19 protein-coding genes and 3 tRNA genes are annotated in these 21,217 nt (G+C 39.0%); 10 read left to right on the plus strand and 12 right to left on the minus strand.

Annotation, left to right across the window (positions count from 1 at the left end):
* Positions 1 to 676: 676 nt before the first annotated feature.
* Positions 677 to 2,665: a zinc metalloprotease HtpX gene (locus HWQ42_RS02175; RefSeq protein WP_292808924.1), complete on the minus strand. Its 1,989-nt coding sequence runs from the start codon at positions 2,663 to 2,665 to the stop codon at positions 677 to 679.
* 408 nt (positions 2,666 to 3,073) lie between these two features.
* Here HWQ42_RS02175 and HWQ42_RS02180 point away from each other — a divergent pair, with 408 nt between their 5' ends.
* Both HWQ42_RS02180 and HWQ42_RS02185 read left to right on the plus strand, forming a co-directional pair.
* Positions 3,074 to 4,381 carry a glutamate-5-semialdehyde dehydrogenase gene (locus HWQ42_RS02180; RefSeq protein ID WP_292808926.1) on the plus strand — a complete coding sequence of 436 codons (1,308 nt, stop codon included), beginning with the start codon at positions 3,074 to 3,076 and terminating at the stop codon, positions 4,379 to 4,381.
* 147 nt (positions 4,382 to 4,528) lie between these two features.
* Positions 4,529 to 5,479, plus strand: coding sequence for an L-lactate dehydrogenase (locus HWQ42_RS02185; RefSeq protein ID WP_292808928.1), 951 nt, complete (start codon positions 4,529 to 4,531; stop codon positions 5,477 to 5,479).
* Positions 5,480 to 5,522: 43 nt separating this feature from the next.
* On the opposite strand, the gene HWQ42_RS02190 is transcribed toward HWQ42_RS02185, so the two are convergent.
* The 4 genes from HWQ42_RS02190 to HWQ42_RS02205 are packed head-to-tail and all read right to left on the minus strand — an operon-like array spanning position 5,523 to position 7,822.
* Entirely contained in the window at positions 5,523 to 5,651 is a 129-nt protein-coding gene (locus tag HWQ42_RS02190; protein ID WP_292808970.1) for a chorismate-binding protein, read from the minus strand.
* Complete coding sequence (locus HWQ42_RS02195; RefSeq protein WP_292808929.1) at positions 5,648 to 5,983, minus strand: XisI protein; 336 nt, start codon at positions 5,981 to 5,983, stop codon at positions 5,648 to 5,650. Before HWQ42_RS02195 ends, HWQ42_RS02190 begins: the two co-directional genes overlap by 4 nt.
* On the minus strand, positions 5,971 to 6,387 hold the full coding sequence (locus HWQ42_RS02200; RefSeq protein WP_292808931.1) for an element excision factor XisH family protein: 417 nt from the start codon (positions 6,385 to 6,387) through the stop codon (positions 5,971 to 5,973). Before HWQ42_RS02200 ends, HWQ42_RS02195 begins: the two co-directional genes overlap by 13 nt.
* Positions 6,388 to 6,406: 19 nt before the next feature.
* The gene (locus tag HWQ42_RS02205; protein ID WP_292808933.1) at positions 6,407 to 7,822 is read right to left on the minus strand and encodes an isochorismate synthase MenF; all 1,416 of its coding nucleotides are present in this window, start codon (positions 7,820 to 7,822) and stop codon (positions 6,407 to 6,409) included.
* A gap of 310 nt (positions 7,823 to 8,132) precedes the next feature.
* On the opposite strand from HWQ42_RS02205, the gene menA reads away from it, so the two are divergent.
* Genes menA through HWQ42_RS02220 form a run of 3 tightly spaced genes read left to right on the plus strand, consistent with a single transcriptional unit; the run spans position 8,133 to position 11,453 of the window.
* On the plus strand, positions 8,133 to 9,029 hold the full coding sequence (gene menA, locus HWQ42_RS02210; RefSeq protein ID WP_292808935.1) for a 2-carboxy-1,4-naphthoquinone phytyltransferase: 897 nt from the start codon (positions 8,133 to 8,135) through the stop codon (positions 9,027 to 9,029).
* A 43-nt stretch (positions 9,030 to 9,072) separates the two neighbouring features.
* Positions 9,073 to 10,083, plus strand: coding sequence for an o-succinylbenzoate synthase (locus HWQ42_RS02215; protein WP_292808936.1), 1,011 nt, complete (start codon positions 9,073 to 9,075; stop codon positions 10,081 to 10,083).
* Positions 10,068 to 11,453 (plus strand): 2-succinylbenzoate--CoA ligase, encoded by a 1,386-nt coding sequence (locus tag HWQ42_RS02220; RefSeq protein ID WP_292808938.1) that lies wholly within the window; start codon positions 10,068 to 10,070, stop codon positions 11,451 to 11,453. Before HWQ42_RS02215 ends, HWQ42_RS02220 begins: the two co-directional genes overlap by 16 nt.
* Here the strand turns inward: HWQ42_RS02220 and HWQ42_RS02225 are convergent.
* From HWQ42_RS02225 to HWQ42_RS02235, 3 genes are all read right to left on the minus strand, one after another.
* Positions 11,446 to 11,892, minus strand: coding sequence for a thioesterase family protein (locus HWQ42_RS02225; protein ID WP_190892687.1), 447 nt, complete (start codon positions 11,890 to 11,892; stop codon positions 11,446 to 11,448). The two genes, HWQ42_RS02220 and HWQ42_RS02225, sit on opposite strands and share 8 nt — an antisense overlap.
* 181 nt (positions 11,893 to 12,073) lie before the next feature.
* A complete protein-coding gene (locus HWQ42_RS02230; RefSeq protein ID WP_292808942.1) occupies positions 12,074 to 12,532 on the minus strand; it encodes a type II toxin-antitoxin system VapC family toxin in 459 nt (152 codons plus the stop codon).
* Positions 12,529 to 12,795, minus strand: a complete 267-nt coding sequence (locus HWQ42_RS02235; RefSeq protein ID WP_174710242.1) for an Arc family DNA-binding protein — start codon at positions 12,793 to 12,795, stop codon at positions 12,529 to 12,531. The genes HWQ42_RS02230 and HWQ42_RS02235 overlap by 4 nt, the downstream gene beginning before the upstream one ends.
* A gap of 307 nt (positions 12,796 to 13,102) precedes the next feature.
* Between HWQ42_RS02235 and HWQ42_RS02240 the strand changes: the two genes are divergently transcribed.
* Together HWQ42_RS02240 and HWQ42_RS02245 are read left to right on the plus strand one after the other, a co-directional pair.
* A complete protein-coding gene (locus HWQ42_RS02240) occupies positions 13,103 to 13,633 on the plus strand; it encodes an AAA family ATPase (RefSeq protein ID WP_292808946.1) in 531 nt (176 codons plus the stop codon).
* 12 nt (positions 13,634 to 13,645) lie between these two features.
* The gene (locus HWQ42_RS02245; RefSeq protein ID WP_292808971.1) at positions 13,646 to 14,242 is read left to right on the plus strand and encodes a hypothetical protein; all 597 of its coding nucleotides are present in this window, start codon (positions 13,646 to 13,648) and stop codon (positions 14,240 to 14,242) included.
* Between the two features lie 49 nt (positions 14,243 to 14,291).
* Here the strand turns inward: HWQ42_RS02245 and HWQ42_RS02250 are convergent, their stop codons facing one another.
* The 3 genes from HWQ42_RS02250 to HWQ42_RS02260 form a co-directional block, all read right to left on the minus strand.
* Positions 14,292 to 14,480, minus strand: a complete 189-nt coding sequence (locus tag HWQ42_RS02250) for a hypothetical protein (protein ID WP_292808948.1) — start codon at positions 14,478 to 14,480, stop codon at positions 14,292 to 14,294.
* An 89-nt stretch (positions 14,481 to 14,569) separates the two neighbouring features.
* A tRNA-Ser gene (locus HWQ42_RS02255) sits at positions 14,570 to 14,654 on the minus strand.
* Positions 14,655 to 14,785: 131 nt separating this feature from the next.
* Entirely contained in the window at positions 14,786 to 15,706 is a 921-nt protein-coding gene (locus HWQ42_RS02260; RefSeq protein WP_292808972.1) for a TIGR04168 family protein, read from the minus strand.
* A gap of 149 nt (positions 15,707 to 15,855) precedes the next feature.
* On the opposite strand from HWQ42_RS02260, the gene nadA reads away from it, so the two are divergent.
* The 3 genes from nadA to HWQ42_RS02275 all read left to right on the plus strand — a co-directional run bounded on the left by nadA (position 15,856) and on the right by HWQ42_RS02275 (position 17,200).
* Positions 15,856 to 16,830, plus strand: coding sequence for a quinolinate synthase NadA (nadA, locus tag HWQ42_RS02265; protein ID WP_292808950.1), 975 nt, complete (start codon positions 15,856 to 15,858; stop codon positions 16,828 to 16,830).
* A gap of 125 nt (positions 16,831 to 16,955) precedes the next feature.
* Positions 16,956 to 17,041 (plus strand) — tRNA-Tyr (locus tag HWQ42_RS02270).
* Positions 17,042 to 17,128: 87 nt separating this feature from the next.
* A tRNA-Thr gene (locus tag HWQ42_RS02275) sits at positions 17,129 to 17,200 on the plus strand.
* Between the two features lie 937 nt (positions 17,201 to 18,137).
* Here HWQ42_RS02275 and HWQ42_RS02280 read toward each other — a convergent pair.
* Positions 18,138 to 20,723, minus strand: a complete 2,586-nt coding sequence (locus HWQ42_RS02280) for a dynamin family protein (protein ID WP_292808951.1) — start codon at positions 20,721 to 20,723, stop codon at positions 18,138 to 18,140.
* Positions 20,724 to 21,217 lie beyond the last annotated feature (494 nt).

Raw genomic sequence — 21,217 nt, forward strand, 5'->3', positions numbered from 1 at the left:
GAACCCCGAAATAGCAATTGCGTACCCCGAAATAGCAAATGCGAACCCCGAAATAACAAATGCGTACCCCGAAATAACAAATGCGAACCCCGAAATAGCAATTGCGTACCCCGAAATAGCAATTGCGTACCCCGAAATAGCAAATGCGTACCCCGAAATAGCAATTGCGTACCCCGAAATAGCAAATGCGATTACCCCACCCTAACCCTCCCCTTGCAAAGGGGAGGGAACTAGATTTCTGGTTTCCCACCAATGCATCGGGGGGATTAAGGGGGGTAATTCGATTTATGTGTACACCGTAGCCTTGGTAAGGGGAGGGATAAAATGCTTGTGGGATAAGCGTTTTAACTTAAGTTGATACGTATGGGCAATGCCATGCACCTACGGTAAATGTATATAGCGGTTATCAGTTGAGTGCAATACAAACCTAACCCCCAGCCCCTTCCCTATAAGGGAAGGGGAGTAAGATTCAAAGCCTCTCTCCTTTTAGGAGAGAGGTTTGGAGAGAGGTGAAACTGTATTGCATCTAAACGAGAACCGCTATATATCTCAGGGTTTTCGGGAATTGTTATGATTTTTAATTTGCATTAAAAAAAGAGGCAGTTACTAACTACCTCCTGACAAATTAAAGCTTGGATGGGCTGAGAAATGCTTTCACAGCAGCCTAGAAACTTTGCTAGCTGCGGCTCAAAAACATAATCAAGACCACTCCCAGGATAATCGATCCACCGCCAAGGATGAATGACCAGAAGCGATGGTAACTGTTGACAATGGTGCCATTTTCACTCTGGAGTTGAATTAAATCCATCCAAGGCGCAACACCTCGACGGAACCAACCCACAGCCCCAACTTGTTCGCCAATCAAGCTTTGAACTCGCTTCATCCCAAACAAAAAATTGCCGATAGGGCCAAAGCGTGAGGCGTAATGTAAATAAAGCATTCCGCTACGATCTTGAATTTTTAAATCGGAACCAAATTTATAACCAGCGTCGCCACGACCAATAAGTTGACCTTCAAGTTTTGCTGGTTGTCCGCGCAATGGACTGGCATAAGGGTCTGACATCAGGGTGAGAATATCGGTTTCTGGTGCTTGCTTGTAGTCGGGGAACATCACCAAGGCTTTGATGAGAATTCCAATCCCTATGCCAATAAGTGGCGCACCCAATACTAAACCTGTGTTTTGCGAACTTGACAACAAAATCACACCTGTTACCAAGCCAGCGAAGAAACCAATTGTTTCAGCGCCGTAGAGTACAACATCTAAAAAGAAGTTGCCGTAAAGCCTACTTTTATTCAGAGTTTTTCCTTCTCCAATAACTCGCCCCATATCAAACTCAGTCGGTAAACCCAATTGTTCGGCGTAGTTACTTAATGCACGAACTCGCTTACCTGTCAAGGGATGAGTGGAATTTAACTCCATCCACCAGCCCCAAGGGTTAAACATATCCCACAGAAAGACGCGACCAACTTTTTGAGTATCGGATGCAATGCGGTAAGCGGTTCCTGTGGAAGCGGCGGCTTTATGGTCATAGATACCCAAGGCGCGAGTTCCTTCAATTAAACGGCTGGGTTCTTGTGTGCGCGAACCTTCTTCTAAAATTCCGTAGGCAATCTTCACTAAAGCGCGGGATAATCCATTGGGATTACCCGTACTTTCGGCTGCAAAGTGGTCGGCAAAATATTCCCGTGTGCGCGAGAGGTACAGCACTAGATAAGTACCGACAACATAAAATACGTAAGCAACTAGGGCAGCAGTTTGCATCGCATCTTTGATTTTGCTATCGCCACCACCACGCCCAAATCTTCTGGCTGTGCTGTAAATCAAGTAACAAATTTGCACTAAGGTAGAAGCTACTGTCATCACTGCAAAGTCCCAGTGGACGATGTGCCCTAGTTCGTGAGCGTAAACGGTAGCAATTTCATCGTCATCAAGGTATGTGAAAAGTCCCTGACTGACGACTAAACGGGCGCTGTTCGGTAATGAACCATAAGTAAAAGCCGTGGGATTTTGGTCGTTAATGATTCCCAAACGGGGCGTTTTCAGCTTTTTCTGCTCACAGACTTGGCGAATAACTTTAGCTGTCTCTGGACTGAGGGTTTCAACTTCTGCCAACTCTACCCAGCGAGTTTGGTAAAGCCAGCCTTGGGTTAAGTCCATGATGAATGGAGATATGAAAAAGGCGGCGATATTAAAAACTAGGGTAATACCAATAGCGATCGCTAATCCTTGGAGTGGATTATCGTTACCCAAAATAAATACTAAGCTCAAACCTAAAGCCAACACCATGCCAAACAGCAAGGTCATGGTGACACCAGAAGCTAACGCCAAACTACCACCCACTCCCCCCATTGCTAATTTCATCCCAGTGGTAACGGCACGACCAGCTTTTTGGCTAGCTTTAGGTGGCGTTTGACGGAAGGATTGACTAGCTTGTTCTGCCCAACTGCGAGTCTGTGGATTTTCACTCATGATTAACTTTTGACACAAGACCTTGGCTTTTTCGGTTTCGCCTGTGGCTTGATAAGCTTTCATCAGCCACATCTGTGCTGAAAGATAATCTGAAGAATTGTGTTCAACAGAATCGCGGCAGAATTGTTCGAGTAATTCAACCGCTTCTTGATAACGTTTTTGGTTTAAGGCATTTAATGCAGATTGCAATGACATAGGATCTCCCTACTGAAGGAGTGGTATTTGATCTATCAATACTCAATAGATCCAGCGATCGTCACTGCAATTTCGTAAAAATTTAAATAATGAGAGTATAAAATATCTACTTAAGTAAAAGACTAGAGAAACATATATTACTATGTCTCTCTAGCCTGGGGAACGCATAAATCATGTTTAAGATTTTCAAATGAAAACGGTAATAATACTTATAATATTTTTGCTGTGGTAAACTTACTACCTCTTTGTCCGGGTTTGATATTTAGAGAATAAATGTTTTTAACCCAGTGTTGCTTCACCCGATTAGAGTAATTATTGATTACCCAAATGGTTCACCCGATTGGAGGAAGACGAATGATGAACATAACCTGAGATTGATAAGATGAGGAAAAGGTAAAGATTTCTACTATGACTATTTTTGATATAGCTTCTCCCCTAATTGCGATCGCTGGACAAACCCGCCAAGCTGCAAGTAAGCTAGCGATTCTCTCCACTGAGGCAAAAAATCAGGCGATTGAAGCGATCGCACAAGCTTTAGAATCAGCTAGAGATGAAATTTTACAAGCAAATATTGCTGATTGTAAAGCTGCTACTACCGACGGAATTTCCCAGCCGCTTTATAAGCGCTTGCAGTTGGATGAACATAAATTAAGAGATGCGATCGTTGGTGTACGAGATGTAGGTAAGCTAGACGATCCTATTGGTAAAATCCAAATTCACCGCGAACTTGACACTGGCTTAATTCTCAAACGAATTACTTGTCCTTTGGGTGTTTTGGGAATTATTTTTGAAGCACGTCCAGAGGCGGCGATTCAAATTGCTTCTTTAGCAATCAAATCGGGAAATGGTGTAATCCTCAAATGTGGAAAGGAAGCTGTCCGTTCTTGTGAAGCGATAGTTAAGGCAATTAAACAGGGATTATCTCAAACTGCTGTTAATCCAGATGCGGTACAGTTGCTCACAACTAGAGAAGAAACTCTAGAACTTTTGAAGTTAGATAAATATGTAGATTTAATTATCCCTAGAGGTTCTAATTCCTTTGTCAGATTTGTGCAGGAAAATACGCGCATTCCGGTACTAGGTCACGCTGACGGTATTTGTCATCTTTATATAGATAAAGCCGCCGATATTTCTAAAGCAGTTCCGATTACTGTCGATGCTAAAGCGCAATATCCTGCTGTTTGTAATGCGATTGAAACTTTGCTAGTTCACCAATCAATTGCTACAGAATTTTTACCAAAAGTTGCTGAGGCTTTGCAAGAACGCCATGTGGAATTAAGAGGCGATAAACGCACCTTGAAAATTTTACCTAACATTGTAGCTGCAACAGAGATAGACTGGGAAACAGAATATAGCGATTTTATTTTGTCCATAAAGATTGTAGACTCTATAGAAGATGCGATCGCTCATATTAATGAATATGGTTCTCGCCATACTGACGCGATTATCTCTGAAGATTCAGCATCTGTTGAAACTTTCTTTGGACTAGTAAATTCAGCTAATATATTCCACAATTGTTCTACCAGATTTGCTGATGGTTTCCGCTATGGTTTTGGTGCAGAAGTAGGAATTAGTACACAACAAATGCCTCCCCGCGGCCCCGTTGGTTTAGAAGGATTAGTCACATACAAATATCAAATGACTGGCGATGGACATATTGTAGCTACTTACACTGGGGCCAATGCTAAAGCTTTTACTCATCAGGATTTAGTGTAAAGTATTCTCACATATAGGACTCATGTCTGATTTCTGAACAAAATTTAAAATGAAACCCAGATAAAACTGGCTTTTCAACCTCAATATGTTTTCAAAAATCAAATCGGAGTCCTATAGTCAGGCCAGTTACAAAAAAGTAGATTTCGCATGAGTAGCAAAATATCCAAGGTCGGTATTATTGGTGCAGGTAATGTGGGTGCAAATGTAGCAAATGATTTAGTGCTACTTGGTAAATGTGTAACAGTCGTCCTTTTTGACCGAACTTTATCAAAAGCTGAGGGGCAAGCATGGGATATTGAAGACACCATTCCCCTACTTAAAGACATGGAGATTATACCATCAAATAACTATGAAGATTTAGCGGATTCTGATATTATTGTCGTGACTGTTGGGGTGCAGCAAAAAGAAGGACAAAGCCGATTAGATATATTGAGCGATAATGCAGAAATTATGCGTTCAACAATAAAAGAATTGGATCGAGTTGCACCGAATTCAATCGTACTTATCGTTAGCAATCCAGTGGATGTACTAACACGGATTGCGATCGCCAATTCCACTAGAGCAGAAAACTTAATTTTCGGTTCAGGAACCGTTCTTGATACTGCTAGACTGAGATATCAACTTGGTAAGCGACTGAACGTTAGTAAACAAGACGTTCATGTTTATGTGATTGGAGAACATGGAGACAGTGAATTTGTCGTTTGGTCTAGTGCATTTATTGGGGGAATTTTGTTAGCTGAATTTCCCATACCACAAGGAGCAACGCTGGAACAAATTCAGCAAGAGTACGCAGAGTTAACCCGTAAGCGAGGTTATAACATTTCTGAACGTAAGGGAAATACTAGCTATGGCATATCAATAGTAGTTTGTCAGTTAGTTGATACCATCCTGCGGGATGAAAAGCAGATATTTCCAGTATCGGTGAGAGCAAATTCTAACTATGGAGTTGGTAGTGAAGTTGTTCTTGGACTTCCATGTATCATTAGTTCCCAAGGTATTGAGCGCCAACTGGTGTTACCAAGAAATCCTCATGAACAACGCTTATTAGAAGAGTCAGCCACCAAACTCAATGAAGCCTACAATTCTTTGGATAATTAAAATCAACTCAAATAATCTGTTTAAAAACGTCCTTTTTTGAATGTTAAACTAACGCTTTCAGTAAAGCTTGAAGTTTCAGCTGCACCTCTGCAAACTCCTTGTCAGGATCGGAGCCAGCCACGATACCAGCACCAGCATACAATCTCGCGCGATCGCTAGATTTAAAATTTATGTAACAGCAAAATCAGTATACTTTCTTATTTCGGTAGGTTGAAAGGCTAGAACAATACGATCTTTAGGAATGCCGACATTGACGAATTCGTTAGCAATACCATCTTCGGTACCATCTCTTTGAATCCAAATTTTATCGTTGATAATATCAACGTGGACAAGGCACCCATGTACCCGTTGTTTGTTTTCCCAGCCAAGTGTGAGTAGTAGGTAATGGTTTGCATTTTCATCAATAATTAGCTGTCTTTCTAGTTCTCCATGAGCATAGGGAAGTCGGGCATATTCGGCTAATATTTTTTCAATTATTTTGCGATAATTATCTAAGGTATCCATTCTAGAATCACCTCTAGTTCTGAATCGAAGACGAGTAAACAAAGACGCTGATTTTCTATCAATATCTTACCAATTGGTTCTTGGAACAATTCTGAGTATGTTTGTTGACGAATAGCAAGATACAAGCGGCGGTCTGGTTCTAAGCGACTAAGAATATCGTAGTATAAAATATATTGTCCCAGAGCCTTTTCTAAATCGGTTACTGGAGAAGCACCGATAAAGCTTTTAACTTCTACTGCTATTTTATGCCCGCTTTTCTCTGCTGCTATTAGCTTTTGCGCACCTAAATCAATATATAAATCTCTTGCACCCCATCTTAAGATAAATGGATCGTTGGTAATATGCCAACTCTCTTTTTCAAGGGCGTTTCTAACAGAATTGTGGTAAATATCTTTAGCTGGCATACAAGATTAGTAATTAACTTTAAACTAATGCTTTCAGTAAAGCTTGAAGTTTAAGTTGCACCTCTGCAAACTCCTTGTCAGGATCAGATCCCGCAACTATACCAGCACCAGCATACAATCTCGCGCGATCGCCATCAATTAATGCTGAACGAATTCCCACAATAAACTCGCAGTTACCCTGAGAATCTATCCAACCTAAAGGTGCAGCATACAAACCTCTCTCAAAGCTTTCATAACGACGAATTTCGGCACAAGCTACATCTCGTGATGCACCTGCAACGGCTGGCGTAGGATGCAATTGTCCGACAATCTTTAATGGATGGATGTTAGTAGGAACTATCGCACTTATAGGTGTCCATAAATGCTGGATATTCGATAATTGTCGCAGCCGTGGTGCTAATATTTGAGGTGATAAACCTAACTGGGATAGACGTTGGGTTATAAAATTAAGTACTAGCGAATGTTCATGCTTTTCTTTTTCACTATTTAATAAACGATTGGCATTGGCTGCATCTTCCGCAGGGGTTTTACCTCGTGGTGCAGAACCAGCTAAAGCATCAGTGATTAACTGTTGATTATTAATACTAATTAATCTTTCTGGACTTGCACCAATAAAATTTTGTCCTTTGCCATTACTGGTAGAAAAAATATAACAATTAGGATGATTTTGCCTAAGATTATTTAATGATTTAACTAAGCTAAACCGGGTGCTTGACTTTACATCTAATATATCTGCTAATACAATTTTGCTTAAATGACTAGACCGAATTTTTTCTAAAGCAGATACTACTGAACGTTTAAATTGAGGAGCATTTGTGACAGACTTTTTATATAAGGTTGCTGGAAAACAATCAATATTAGCAGAATAATTTTCTAAAGATTGGATAAATTCAATTTTATTTTGCACATTCTCCAACAATCTTGCAATATTTACATTTGGATTGATAATTATATTTGTTACTAATATGCAACGCTGATTTTTTACGGCTACTTGCCAACGTGGAAGAAAAATGGTAGCAGATGGAAATGGATAATCTACTTGGGCGTTTTTATCAAAAAAGCTAAAATAACAAAAAAAGTGAGGCCCAGAAAAAGGTTGGTTTCCGTTACCAAAATTAATTATATTCTTTAGACAAGATTTGATAAAATATTCTGCTTGATTAAAACGGTCTGAGCCATCAATCTGTAATTTTGCTACAGCATCAATTGCCGCGATCGCTTCTCCTTTACCTCTGTCCTCAAAGTAAAAATTTATTTCATTTGCTTGTGTAAGTTCATCTAATACAAGTAAAGGGTCAACTAAATCAATTTCTTGGGAGACACTGACAATTTGTCTGCAATTATTTTTGACGCACTTTTCTTGCACTGCTACCAGAAATTGATATAAATCTTTGTGCTTTACAAAGAATTTGCTACGACATGGTGAAACTGTCATGGATTTAACGATAGTAAATTTTTTTTAAGTTAACTTCCTAAAGTGTAATTAATCGTGGTCGTATTTTTACAGGTAACATATTAAGTTGCTATTTCACCAGCGTAGGGTTTGCCTTATTTATGGTGTTCTCAGACTATGATAAGACAGTTTCAGCCTGAGACTGCAACGTGAGGGTGAGTGTTAACAACACAAGGTTAAGAAGCCATAGTAAAAGTGACAGTTATTTATATATCACCCATCTCTAACGTCTCTTTAAATCATAAAATCTAAAGTGTGAGTAATATTCCGGTAATTTAATTAATCACAACTGATGACCACCAAGCAAATTTTTTATCCCAACACCAAGTTATGGATGGCAGCGATTAAACCGCCAATGTATAGCGTTGCCATTATGCCCATTTGGGTAGGAACAGCAGTAGCATTTGCCGAAAATAAAATTTTCAATGGTGTAGTATTTTCTACTTTTGTCGCTGCGGCAATCTTAATTCTTGCCTGGGAAAATATCAGTAATGATGTGTTTGATTCTGAAACAGGTATCGATAAAAATAAGCACCATTCTCTGGTGAACTTAACAGGCAATAAGCCATTAATATTTTGGATAGGAAATTTGTGTTTAGGTTTGGGATTGCTGGGCATACTAGCGATCGCCTTTTGGCAACATGACCTAACTGTTATCGGTATAATACTCCTGTGCTGCGGTTTAGGCTATACGTACCAAGGACCTCCCTTTCGCTTAGGATATCAAGGTTTAGGCGAGATTATTTGCTTTTTTGCCTTTGGCCCCTTAGCAGTGGAAGCCGCATATTATAGCCAAACCCAAACTTGGTCAATAACGAGTTTAGCAGCCTCAGTGATTGTCGGGATTGCCACAACCTTAATTTTGTTTTGCTCACACTTTCACCAAGTTAAGGATGACATAGCAGCAGGGAAGCGATCGCCTATCGTCCGTCTCGGAACCCAAAAAGGGGCACAACTCCTAGTTTGGTTTACTGGTAGCATTTATCCTCTCACCTTGCTATTTGTACTATTGGGGATTTCTCCACCTTGGACATTGCTGAGTTGGGTGAGTTTACCCTTTGCTGTCAAATTATGCCGCCACGTCCAAGAAAATCACAACCAGCCCGACAAAGTTAGTAACTGTAAATTCATCGCCGTAGCCGTGCATTTCTGGGCTTGCTTGCTGCTCGGACTGGGATTTATGCTTTAGTTGGGCATGGGGCATGGGGCATTGGGCAGAGATAAATTGACTAATGACTAATGACTATAGATTTGAATTTCGTCCATATCAGCGAAGATTTTTGCGATCGCTTACCACCAATCATGGTAATTGGGATATTCGTGAAGGTATTATCCTCCGTCTCACCGATGAATCAGGTAAAGTCGGCTGGGGAGAAATCGCCCCCATTAGCTGGTTTGGTTCCGAAACCCTAGAACAAGCCTTAGATTTTTGTCGCCAACTCCCAGAAGAAATCACAGACGAGATAATTTTCTCTATCCCAGATGAGTTACCTGCTTGTCAGTTTGGCTTTGAGTCAGCTTGGGAGTGGGGGAGTGGGAAGTGGGGAAATGAATTCTTCTCAATGCCCAATGCCCCATGCCCCATGCCCAATGCCCAATCTTTCAGTGCCTTATTACCAGCTGGTGAAGCGGCTTTAAATCAATGGGAAACGTTGTGGCAGCAGGGATATCGCACGTTTAAGTGGAAAATTGGTGTGAATGCGATCGCTCATGAACTAAAAATTTTTGAGTCGCTGATACACACCCTACCAGCCTTTACCAAACTGCGATTAGATGCCAACGGTGGACTCAGCTATGAAGAAGCTAACTTATGGCTGCGGACTTGCGACAATCTCAAAGCAAATCCAGAAGTAACCCTAGAAATTGAATTTATCGAACAACCGCTACCCGTTGAGCAATTTCAGCAGATGTTGGAATTGAGTACGAGTTATGAAACTGCGATCGCTTTAGATGAATCTGTCGCCACACTTGGGCAACTCGCCGCCTGTTATCAACAAGGTTGGCGAGGGATTTTTGTGATCAAGCCTGGGATAGCCGGATCGCCATCTCGTTTGAGAACGTTTTGCCACCAGCATCAAATTGATACTGTATTTTCATCAGTATTTGAAACTGCGATCGCTAGACTTGCGGCACTCCAGCTAGCAGCCGAATTATCCCGAAATAATAGGGCAATTGGTTTTGGCATAGACCATTTTTTTGAACAAGAAGAAACGTGGTTTCAAAGTTTATGCAACAGCCTTTAGACTGTCTTAATAACCTAACTCATGATGATTGGCTTATCGGTTACAACAGCCGCAAATTTAATCAAATAGCTCAAGAATTATATTTAGAACTAACACAACGATCAGCGTGTGGAACACCACCAAAAATTATCTTAGCCGAACGCGAACCAGTGCGATTTTTAGCAAGTTTTATTGCCGCTTGTGCAGCTAATTATCCAGTTTTTCTTTGTAACCCCGACTGGGGAACACAAGAATGGCAACAAGTCTTTGATTTAGTACAGCCAGATATTATTTTGGGAATGGGGAATGGGGAATGGGGAATGGGAAATGAACATAATAATAGCCAATGCCCAATTCCCAATAGCATCATGATCCCTACAGGTGGTTCATCGGGAGAAATTAAATTTGCCATCCATACTTGGGAAACTCTCATCTCATCGGTACAAGGATTTACAGAATACTTTCAAATCAAACAAGTCAATTCATTTTGCGTGTTACCGCTATATCACGTTAGCGGTTTAATGCAATTTATGCGCTCTTTTACCACCGCAGGTAAACTAGCTATTCAACCATTTAAAGCCGTAGAATCCGGTCAAATATTAAATATTAAACAATCAGAATTTTTTATATCTTTAGTACCAACACAGTTACAACGCCTCCTACAAAATCCAGAATTAACTGAATGGCTATCCCAATTTAATACTGTACTCTTGGGAGGTGCGCCAGCATGGAACGAACTACTAGAAAAATCCAGATTTAATTGCATCCGGTTAGCACCTACCTATGGCATGACAGAAACCGCCTCTCAAATTGCTACCCTCAAACCAGATGATTTTCTCGGCGGTAAAATTAGCAGTGGTCAAATTCTTCCCCATGCAAAAGTAACTATTCGCAATCAGCAAGGCGAGATTTTAAATTCAAATCAAATCGGAAATATCACCATTCATGCTCAATCTTTAGCCATTGGTTACTATCCTAAAAATAGAGAAAATCAAACTTATTTCCAAGTAGATGATTTAGGCTTTTTAGACGAACAAGGTAATTTAAATATTGTCGGACGTAACAGCGACAAAATTATTACAGGTGGAGAAAATATTTACCCAGCAGAGATTGAATCAGCAATACAAGCTACTCAAATGGTTAGTGATATCTGTGTCATCGGCATCCCAGATAAACACTGGGGACAAGCCTTAATAGCAATTTACATTCCCAAACAATCAGATATCTCTGCCTTAAAAATCCAAACCCTACTCAAAAACAAACTCAGCAAATTTAAAATCCCAAAATATTGGATTCCCCAGCAATACCTACCTCGCAACTCCCAAGGTAAAATTAACCGTCAACAGTTACAGCAAATCGCCACAGAATTCCTGCAAAATTCCATCACATAATCTCTCTCGACCTTCTTCTCTCTGCGTCCTCTGCGTCTCTGCGGTTCGTCTCCAACCACTGAACTATCTCATCAGGTAATTCCTGCTTACTTCTACTACTCACATCAATACAAACATGACGAGTAATAGCCTTAGCAACTATCACCTCACCCACAGTAATTTCGTAAGTAATTTCAAACTTCTCAACACCTATTTTTTGGGGAATTAAGCTAATCAGCAACTTGTCCCCACCAAACATAGGACGCAAAAAATCGACACTAGCATGAACAATGGGAAAAGCTACAGATGGATTAGTAAAAAAATCTTTGAGATTAATACTTGATGCTTCTAAAGATTCTTCATAAGCTTCATGGCAAATACCCAAAACATTAGCAAAATAAACTACTCCAGCAGCATCAGTATCTTGAAAGCGAACAGTGCGGTTATAAGTAAAAGGCATTTTTGACAATTGAATATTAAAAAACAGCAGGTTTATCCCCTGCTTTACAAACTAATTTTATTGCAACTAAGATAAGTTAGTGATAAAAATTTGATTTCCCCAATTCGGAGTTATATATCGATTTGTTTAGCCTCATTCAATGCTTTGGGGTTGAATATATGCTGATGAAAGGCGATCGCTTCTACATTGACTCCAACGGCGGAACCTCAAAGTCATTAAACGAGTAAACATTATAAGACGAACCTGCTAAAGCCTTTACCAGCTTACCGTCGAGAGTCAGCAAAGTAGCATTAACCTGCTGTGAAAGTGCTATATAAGAAGCATCGTAGGCAGAAGTTCCATAACTCAAGCTTATAGTAACTGCATCCGCCATCAAATCAGCTGTTGAAACAACACGCAACGGAAAAGCTTTCAGAGTAGCTAAATCTGTCTGAACCTCAGCAGCAGTGTACATCCTTGCACGGACATACTTCCAGAAGGTGTTAGCACACTCAATGTAAAAAAGGTCTGGAACAAAAATTTCTGTCTGTGGATTAGCGAGATGACCGAAGAGTTGATTAACTTTGCCAGTTAGTGGGTCAGCAATAAAATACTTGATGCACACACTGGTATCTACCACGCATCTAAGAGGATTGCTCATCTATCGCGGTCTTCTCGAATCAGTTGAGTACTATCAGGTAATCCGAAATCTGCTGGATTCACACGGCGACGCTGGCGACTTTCTTCTAGGACTTTAAGTACATTCTGGCGTTTCTGGTCTTCTATTTGCTGTGCTTCAGTTTTTAAAGCTTGTTCTAACAGAGTTATAACTTGGGCGTTAATGGAACGGTGTTCAGATGCCGCTAACTCTTGCAGTTTTGCATACAAATCATCGGGTAAATTTCTCACATAAAGGGTAGCCATCGCTTTACCTCAAAGTAGAATTTATCATCATGCTAGCACGATGCAAGCAGAGGGTGAAGGGAGCGATCGCACAATGAGTCTCTAATCAGCCGAAGCTAAAAACCGGATTTTTTCAAAACTTTCGATATCCTAGTATTAACTACTACCTTTAAAAAGCAAATATTACTAATAAAAACTAATTTTTGTAGTATAATAAAAAACATAATTTTTTAGATTAACTATATTTAGTATCTAACTAGACAGTAAATCAAAATTACAATAGCTAATTCGAGCAATTGAAATTTATATCTTCAAATAAAGGATAATTATGGATACCAAAATTATTTCAATTTTTAATAACAAAGGCGGAGTTGGTAAAACAACTACTATTTTTAATTTGAGTGCATCATTAGCAACAGCAGGAAAAAGAGTCCTAGTGATAGATTTTGACCCCCAGTGTAATCTGTCTTTAATAACAATTGGTTATCAAGAGTTAGCTCAATATCTGGAGCAATCAACAGAGTATCCTTTAGCTAGAACAATTAGAGCTTACGCACAATCATACGTCCAAAATCAAATCCCAAAAATTTACATTTATCCACCAAAATATACTAATTTACTTAGCAGTCTCACAAAAGGAAAAAGTAATGATTATGAATTATATATGAAAGACAGCTTCTTTGAAAAGCAAAATAGTATTAAAAATCAAGTAATAGATGTAGTCTTGGGTGACTTTTGGCTTAATCGCCATGCTGATTCACTTGATGTAGGCAAGGATTTAACACTGGGTATAGGGTTGAGAAAATTCTTAATTCCTTCTCTTTTAGTCAACACTCTTAAAGAAGAAGGCAAAGAGTAAGATTATGTATTAATTGATTTACCCCCTGCATTCAATACACTTGTTCGTTCTGCATTATACTGTTCAGACTATTTTTTAGTTCCATGCACTGCTGATTTGTTTTCTGCTTATTGTATTACTTTAATTGGCGCTATGTTGCCAAAATTTATTAATGAATGGGAGTTAGGAGAACGTAGTTATAAAGAGTCAAATAGTTTTGATAATTTTATTCCATCAAAGGGTAAGCCAAAATGGGGTGGTTGGATTTACAACGGATTTGATAGTATTAGATTTCCCTCACTTCGTGAACGTAAAGAGACTGTGATTGATGAGGTACATTTAAAAAATGTCCAAGAAGAAGTAGAAAAGCAACTAATTCCACAATTGAAGGACAAAATTCCTTATCAATGTGTACCTGATTTTGTAAATTCAGAGCCAATAGCAAAAATTGAGGATCTAAATAATGGAGCTAGTCATATTCAACATTTAAATCTTCCGCTTAAATACTTGGCTATGACAAAAAAACCAAAGAAAACTTCACGTAGATGGTCAGACTATCAGCAAGATTTGATGGATAGAATGGATAAAGAATATGACTCTTTAGCGCAACATATAATTAATAAATTTTAAGCAGAAATTGCTGACAGATTTTCTACTGCTGTTGCTGTCCAGTAAACGTTCACTCTGGTAGCCCAAATTTTTTACGCACTTCTTGTACAGAAATAACATTACTAGCTTTGCTATCGGCTAGTCCAGCTTCAACAGTTTGCCGAACATAAATTTGGTACATCAAATCATCCCATGTGGAATTTTCTGGCAATTTGTCAATCAATTTGCGGGCTTCTTCTTTAATATTTAGATTATTCATCAGTAGTTAACCAAATACTGTTTGTGCATCTATTTGGATATATTGCAGATGCAAAACAGGTGTACTACTTGATAACAACATTCATTCAACGGAGAGGGGGAGATTCGAACTCCCGGAGGTTTTAGCCTCATCCGATTTCAAGTCGGACGCAATCGACCACTCTGCCACCTCTCCAGTAAATCTGTCAAACTTGTGCTGATCCTAGTTTCAGACGCTATTCAGGCGCTTTTGTTGGTTAGCACTAAACTTGACAGATAATACTATACCCTATTATCTACGCAGATTGCACTACTGGATGCGAATGTCTACGACACAATACGCGATCGCTCATACAAAATTTCCCCCTTAGCCACCTGAAAGTCATTCCCCACCCAAACTAGGGAAACTTGCGAAACCACACCCGCCTCTAGGGTGACAATGGAAAAGTTACGCAACTTCTCGCTGTCATTTTCCACAATCCTGGGGACACTAGCCGCATTTAAGTAAATTGTCCCCTCTGGACTTCTAAAGATGGGCTTGCGCTGCACCTTCTTGGTATGGCGTAAATCTCGGTGCATGTGACCAAATGTCACCAGAGGAATGGTTTTACCAGCAGTCAAGGCTTGAGAAATCGCCTCGCCCAAATCTGGATCGCCAAAGTCGCCGCCAATTGGGTGCCAGTCTTTGCCGCAGGGGTCTTCGGGGCGATCGCCTAACCCACTAGGCCCATTGTGACCCAAAAATATAATTGTCTCGTAAGCGGCGCTTTTAACAGCTTTGAAGATGCGATCGGCGGATTCTTCCAAACTCGTCACACCGTAACGTTCTTTACAGATTTCCGCGAATTTCCACTCTGGGCCACCCCAAGTAAAGGGACGACCCCCCACTACAGTTAAATTCCAAGCGGGAAAATCCAACTTACCGTAACCAACATGGGACGAACCTAATAAATCGAGTTGTTCCTGTACCCAGTCTTCCTTAGAGCGGTCATAAGGAGCCTTTTTGCGTCCCCATTCGGTGGCGGTGTACCAGGCATCGTGGTTGCCCATCACGGCTGCTTTGGGAATATCGAGAGATGCGATCGCTCTGACCACTTCCACCGATTCATTGCCAAAATCCCCGACAAACAGCACTAAGTCAACACCCAAATGCTTGAGTGCAACGCCATCTTCCACTTCCCATTGGTCGTGAATATCTCCAACTACAGCAATTTTGAGGTTTATCGATTGAGTTTTCTGACTGGTCATGCCACTTTCCTTGCCGTCTATCTCCAGGATATGAAACTCAGCCCGATTTGGACACAACCCCAAAATATCAACCGTCCACTATTTTTGGTAAAAACTACTATAATTGAATCCACAGGACATACATTTGCAACATAAAGCACCCCTAAACTGTGTTTACCACTGCACTAGCTCAACGAGAAAACACCCAACTGGGTGAACTACCACTAGATTTGTTTGCCGCGATTCAGAGTCTCAAAAAAGAACTCAACGCCGTTATCCTGGCGCATTATTATCAAGAGCCAGATATTCAGGATATTGCAGACTTTATTGGGGATTCATTACAACTAGCAAGAGCCGCCGAAAAAACCAATGCGGATGTGATTGTCTTTGCTGGCGTTCACTTCATGGCAGAAACAGCAAAGATACTTAATCCCGATAAATTAGTACTTTTACCAGATTTGAATGCTGGTTGTTCTTTAGCAGACAGTTGTCCACCAGAGGAATTCGCAGCTTTTAAAGCAGCGTATCCAGATCATTTGGTGGTATCTTACATCAACTGCTCTGCTGATATCAAGGCGATGAGCGATATTATTTGTACTAGCTCCAACGCTGTGAAAATTGTGCAGCAGATACCGAAAGAACAGCCGATTATTTTCGCCCCAGATCGGAATTTGGGGCGGTATGTGATGGAACAGACAGGACGAGATTTGGTGCTATGGCAAGGTAGCTGTGTTGTCCATGAAACCTTTTCGGAAAAGAAAATTGTCCAGTTAAAAATTGCCCATCCCGAAGCAGAGGCGATCGCACATCCAGAATGTGAAAGTAGTGTATTGCGCCACGCCAGCTTTATTGGCTCTACAGCCGCTTTACTCAAGTATTGTCAAAGCAGCCCTACCAAAGAATTTATCGTTGCTACGGAGCCGGGAATCATTCATCAAATGCAAAAACTAGCTCCTGACAAGCACTTCATTCCTGCACCGCCGATGAATAACTGCGCTTGTAACGAATGTCCGTTTATGCGGTTAAACACCCTAGAAAAGCTCTATTGGGCAATGAAAAATCGCACTCCCGAAATTACTATGTCAGAGGATATTCGGCTGGCTGCACTGCGACCAATGCAAAGAATGCTGGAGATGAGCGTGTAACCAGTATTTTTTATCCATAAGGTAGAGACGCAGTTTTGTTGCGATCTCTACCTACAAAGTTATTTTTTCTAGCCACTTGCTAATTATAAAAGGTGGTGCTAAGATTTTAAATCGTGAGACAAATCGGGTCGGTGTCCGAGTGGTTAATGGAGACGGACTGTAAATCCGTTGGCTTGCGCCTACGCTGGTTCAAATCCAGCCCGGCCCACCACTTACGAAGTTATAAGTTATAATGACTGGGTAAGCATCAAAACTCCCAGCATTTTAACTTTTAGCTGAAAAATCGAAACCAAATTTCGCCCGTGTGGCTCAGTGGTAGAGCACACCCTTGGTAAGGGTGAGGTCACGAGTTCAATCCTCGTCACGGGCTTTTTAGATTGATGAAATAATCAACGTAAAAGCAAGGGCTTCAGGCTTTTGAAGGAATTCAGATGTTGAAAAGCTAGTTCTCTTACTTGTATTTGTGACTATTTTGACTATCAGATCAGAATTTGGGATATCCAGCTTGTTTTTTTGGCTATGATTTGGCTATGATTTTGTAGGCTCAGTATAAGCCACAGAGACATTTATCCTACTATTCAGCAACGCCCTTTTTTTCACTCTCTCCTCTAAGTCCTTGGATCTGATTACGAATTTTATTATCAATCTGTGATTCCTGAATGACTGAAAATTCATCCGAATCGTCATATAATCCGTGAGAAGCGATAAATCTACTCCCATTTTCTACTTCAAACAGTAATCCAATTTCATTTGCAATATCTGCGTATAGTACGCTGCTGTAGCTTCTTTTTAAAATAGTTATATTTGATATACGTTGCCCTACAAACCTAGCCCAAAAATTATTACTGTATAGTTTTTGGTCAACTTGATGGCTGGTTTGGCTGCTTACACCTATTTGCCCAAAAAACCCTCAATTGACATTTACCCAAAAGATTTGCTGCACTGCCTCCTGCCGTTTTTTAGAGCCGTCGAACTCACGTTAAATTTCCTTCAAGTTTTTGTTGTTTTACAAGCTTTTGGACTAAACTTTTTGAGATGGAAAATATGTTAGCTACTTTCCTGATTGAAATGTTTTTTTGAAGATGTGCTGCAACTATTTTTTCTCGAAGATCGACAGAGTATGATTTAATTTACAGGTATTTATATTTTAATTTATTGTACATCATAACAGACGCAAATGCTATATTTGCAACCAACCTGCAATCATCGCTTTGAGCCAGGATTAAATGCAACTATAAAAGTCAAATAAACGAACGGTTTCTTAACTGTTTTAATGGTAAGGCTTTCGGAGTTAATCATATTGCCTCTTAATAATTTATTTTATTAATTATCTCTGAGTACCAGATCCCAATATCTGTATTGATTCCATTTTGGACTTGCTCAAGTTGTTGGCACTGCTGCAAAATAAACGCTTTAGATATATTATATTTTTTGATACTTTCTTGTTCCGCTTTTTCCTGCTGTTCTAAAAGGTTTTCGTAAAGTGAGATAGATTGCTCGATAAATCGATTTGCTGATTCAACTTGACTATCGAAAGCTGTGTCAAAATTTTCATATAATTTCTCATAAACTTTATCAATGCATTGATCAAATTTTTCAAGACCTATTTCTAAAACTTTGATTTTGATTGGATTATACAATTCATCATCATCCGCCTCCTCTAATTCAAAGGTATTAATAATCATAGTAACTTTAGCTATAATGGCTGCTATAAAGGCTGCTATAAAACTAATTCCTCCTGGAGATAGCCCTATTTCAACTCCTAAAGCGTTACTAATACTAACACTACTAAATCCCATAAATTCACTATTAATATTACCACTAAAAAAATCCAATCGATTATTAAAAGAAGTGTCTGATTTTATATATAATTGCTGAAAGTCAGCTTGAATTGTGCTTAATTCATATTGAATACTTTCATTTAATATTTGTAAACTGTCTCGCAATATTATATCATTCATCTGATTTTTATTCCACTCATTAATTTCATCTATTAAGTCTTCCATAAAGCATGGAATATATTCTCGAATTAATTTGTCTTTGCTCCAAAATGATCCATGTTTAGAATACCAATGATCGCTTCTTAATATCATACGTTCACTTAAACCCTGATACCACTCATCCCAAGAAGTATTTGCTTTTTCAAGTGCTTGCTCTATAATTCTAACCGCTAATACACATATTTTGACATCACGTCCACTAGCTTCTCCAATTTGTTCTAAAATTTTCTGTTTTTCCGTTTGATAAGTCTGCATATTATCTTTTAGGGTATCGTCAGTTTTCTTCAGTCTACTGATAACTTTTTGAATTAATTTATTAATTTCATCGACTGAACGCTCAAGTTTTAATGCTCCACGTTCAATCATTAAAAACTTTTCTATTGATTTGGTAAAACTATTAAAATTTTTTAGATACTCATCCTCGTATCCGTTTAAAATTGCATCAAGCGCAGCTTGTACCGAAATAAAATGAACACGGTTTTTACCTGTAATTATCGGGTTATCACCTTCAACAAAGTTGTAAATTCTCTGTTTTACTTGTTCGCGACCTTTATCTGTACGTACTAAATCCATAAAGTTTCCCACAATAAATAAGTTATTTGCAGGTTTGTCATCTTTACCATGGTTCAGTTTGATTTTCAATTCATGTAACAAGTTGCGTTCGCCTTGCGTTAGTGAACGTGAGGCATTAGTAAGAAAAATAGCAGCATCAATATCTTGGAGTAACTTTTGAGTAACAGCCGTCAGTTCGGGATGTTCGTTTAATCCGGGTGAATCAATGATTTCTACACCGCTACTACATAGTTCCAAATCCGGGTGTTCAAAAATGATTTCCTCAATCTCAGATTGTAGCAGTTTATCACTTACACAACCAATTGCTGTATCTTCAGAAATACTTGCTTTTTGTTGGTATTCGTCAAATTCAATTTCTTCTTCGCTTCCATCTTTATAACGACAGACTATCCGTTTTTGCATCCCATACTTTAAAACTGTTACTGTACCACTACAGGGAATTTCTCGTGTAGGTTGAATTTCTTCACCAAGTAAAGCATTGATTAAAGTAGATTTCCCTTGGCTAAACTCGCCTACAACCGCTAATCGAAACCGCTGTGATTGCAGATTTTTTAAAACCATACTAACTTCGTCAATTAAATCTTTAGGTACAAAATTACCTTCAGAACAGGCTTGAACTATTTGGAAAATCTGCTGGCAATAATTATCTAACTGCTTGTTAAGCTCATGAAACTTTTTTAACCCTTCATAGGATACAGGCACATGTGGTTCAGTCATTATAGTTTTAACAGGCATAATCCGCAGTTTATCGCTAGATCCCTTAACAAATAGAGTACCTTCTCCTTGAAAACGTTCCGGTTCTAGTAGCATATATACCTCATTTAAAACTGCTTTATCAAAATGCTTTTCAGGTTTAAATGCAGCTGCTAAAACTAGCGAATGTTGCGGTTTAACATCTAAATACTTGGCTAAAAGTCGCAAATACTGTTGCTTACGGGAGTCACCCTTGCTATTAGCTGCCGACATTTCGTAACCAAAGCCAATCAATAAGAGTCGTTCTGATTGTGTAAGTGGATTTATTAAAGTTAGTAGTTCATTAACTTTCAGATAAAGCTGATATTCTTTAATTCCCTTAATCATTAAATGTGTCAGTCGCCTTACATCACTTCCTGGTGTACTAAAGCGATATAATATTGCTAGCAGCCTTTGTTTTTTTTCGTCTGTAACTATGCCATCAACAAACATTACTCCCAGCAATACTGTAACCAAATTAGCTAAGAATATCACTGGCCGCGTGGCATCCCGTTGAGTGAGTTTTTGCCCCGTAATACGTGACAATAAGTCAACTACTTGATTCCCGATTAGTAATGTGTTCATCATGATTATTGAATTATTAGTTTTTCCGAACTTAGTTAACCAAAAGTTATTTATGTATTGAGTATTTAAACTGATTTATAATATTGATTTAGCTTGGAATTAATAATATTATTAAATTTTTAAAATGCCATTTCTCTAATCAATAAACTATGAATTTGATAGACTGATTTATTTGAAAAATAAGTCAAAAGCTAATAACTAATTTATAACAGTAATTTTGTTTTTTATTTATATTTAAGCATCTTGCTATTATTTCAATAATGAGCTAAATAATTATTTAACCATTAAATTATAGTTTATTGACTTAATTGAAAATATTTTTGAGTTGAAACAATCAACAATAAGTCTACGCCTACCATCTGTGTCAATAAGCAGTTATTAATGCGACTTTTTTGACCTTCTTGACAATATTTTTTCTTGTTGACATAATGTAGCCACCCTGATTAGAATACTCAATAGTTTGAATGAAATAGTTTTAATAAAAAACTCTAGCCATT

The organism is Nostoc sp. JL23, assembly GCF_017115065.1.
Taxonomy (GTDB): domain Bacteria; phylum Cyanobacteriota; class Cyanobacteriia; order Cyanobacteriales; family Nostocaceae; genus Nostoc; species Nostoc punctiforme_A.

Bases quoted from the DNA above. Each gene is read 5' to 3' on its own strand.
- HWQ42_RS02260 (WP_292808972.1), bottom strand. From the start codon at position 15,706: ATGACCAGTCAGAAAACTCAATCGATAAACCTCAAAATTGCTGTAGTT.
- HWQ42_RS02250 (WP_292808948.1), bottom strand. From the start codon at position 14,480: ATGAATAATCTAAATATTAAAGAAGAAGCCCGCAAATTGATTGACAAA.
- menA (WP_292808935.1), top strand. From the start codon at position 8,133: ATGACCACCAAGCAAATTTTTTATCCCAACACCAAGTTATGGATGGCA.
- HWQ42_RS02185 (WP_292808928.1), top strand. From the start codon at position 4,529: ATGAGTAGCAAAATATCCAAGGTCGGTATTATTGGTGCAGGTAATGTG.
- HWQ42_RS02195 (WP_292808929.1), bottom strand. From the start codon at position 5,983: ATGGATACCTTAGATAATTATCGCAAAATAATTGAAAAAATATTAGCC.
- HWQ42_RS02235 (WP_174710242.1), bottom strand. From the start codon at position 12,795: ATGGCTACCCTTTATGTGAGAAATTTACCCGATGATTTGTATGCAAAA.
- HWQ42_RS02230 (WP_292808942.1), bottom strand. From the start codon at position 12,532: ATGAGCAATCCTCTTAGATGCGTGGTAGATACCAGTGTGTGCATCAAG.
- HWQ42_RS02180 (WP_292808926.1), top strand. From the start codon at position 3,074: ATGACTATTTTTGATATAGCTTCTCCCCTAATTGCGATCGCTGGACAA.
- HWQ42_RS02225 (WP_190892687.1), bottom strand. From the start codon at position 11,892: ATGCCTTTTACTTATAACCGCACTGTTCGCTTTCAAGATACTGATGCT.
- HWQ42_RS02240 (WP_292808946.1), top strand. From the start codon at position 13,103: ATGGATACCAAAATTATTTCAATTTTTAATAACAAAGGCGGAGTTGGT.
- HWQ42_RS02220 (WP_292808938.1), top strand. From the start codon at position 10,068: ATGCAACAGCCTTTAGACTGTCTTAATAACCTAACTCATGATGATTGG.
- HWQ42_RS02280 (WP_292808951.1), bottom strand. From the start codon at position 20,723: ATGATGAACACATTACTAATCGGGAATCAAGTAGTTGACTTATTGTCA.
- HWQ42_RS02215 (WP_292808936.1), top strand. From the start codon at position 9,073: ATGACTAATGACTATAGATTTGAATTTCGTCCATATCAGCGAAGATTT.
- HWQ42_RS02200 (WP_292808931.1), bottom strand. From the start codon at position 6,387: ATGCCAGCTAAAGATATTTACCACAATTCTGTTAGAAACGCCCTTGAA.
- HWQ42_RS02175 (WP_292808924.1), bottom strand. From the start codon at position 2,665: ATGTCATTGCAATCTGCATTAAATGCCTTAAACCAAAAACGTTATCAA.
- HWQ42_RS02205 (WP_292808933.1), bottom strand. From the start codon at position 7,822: ATGACAGTTTCACCATGTCGTAGCAAATTCTTTGTAAAGCACAAAGAT.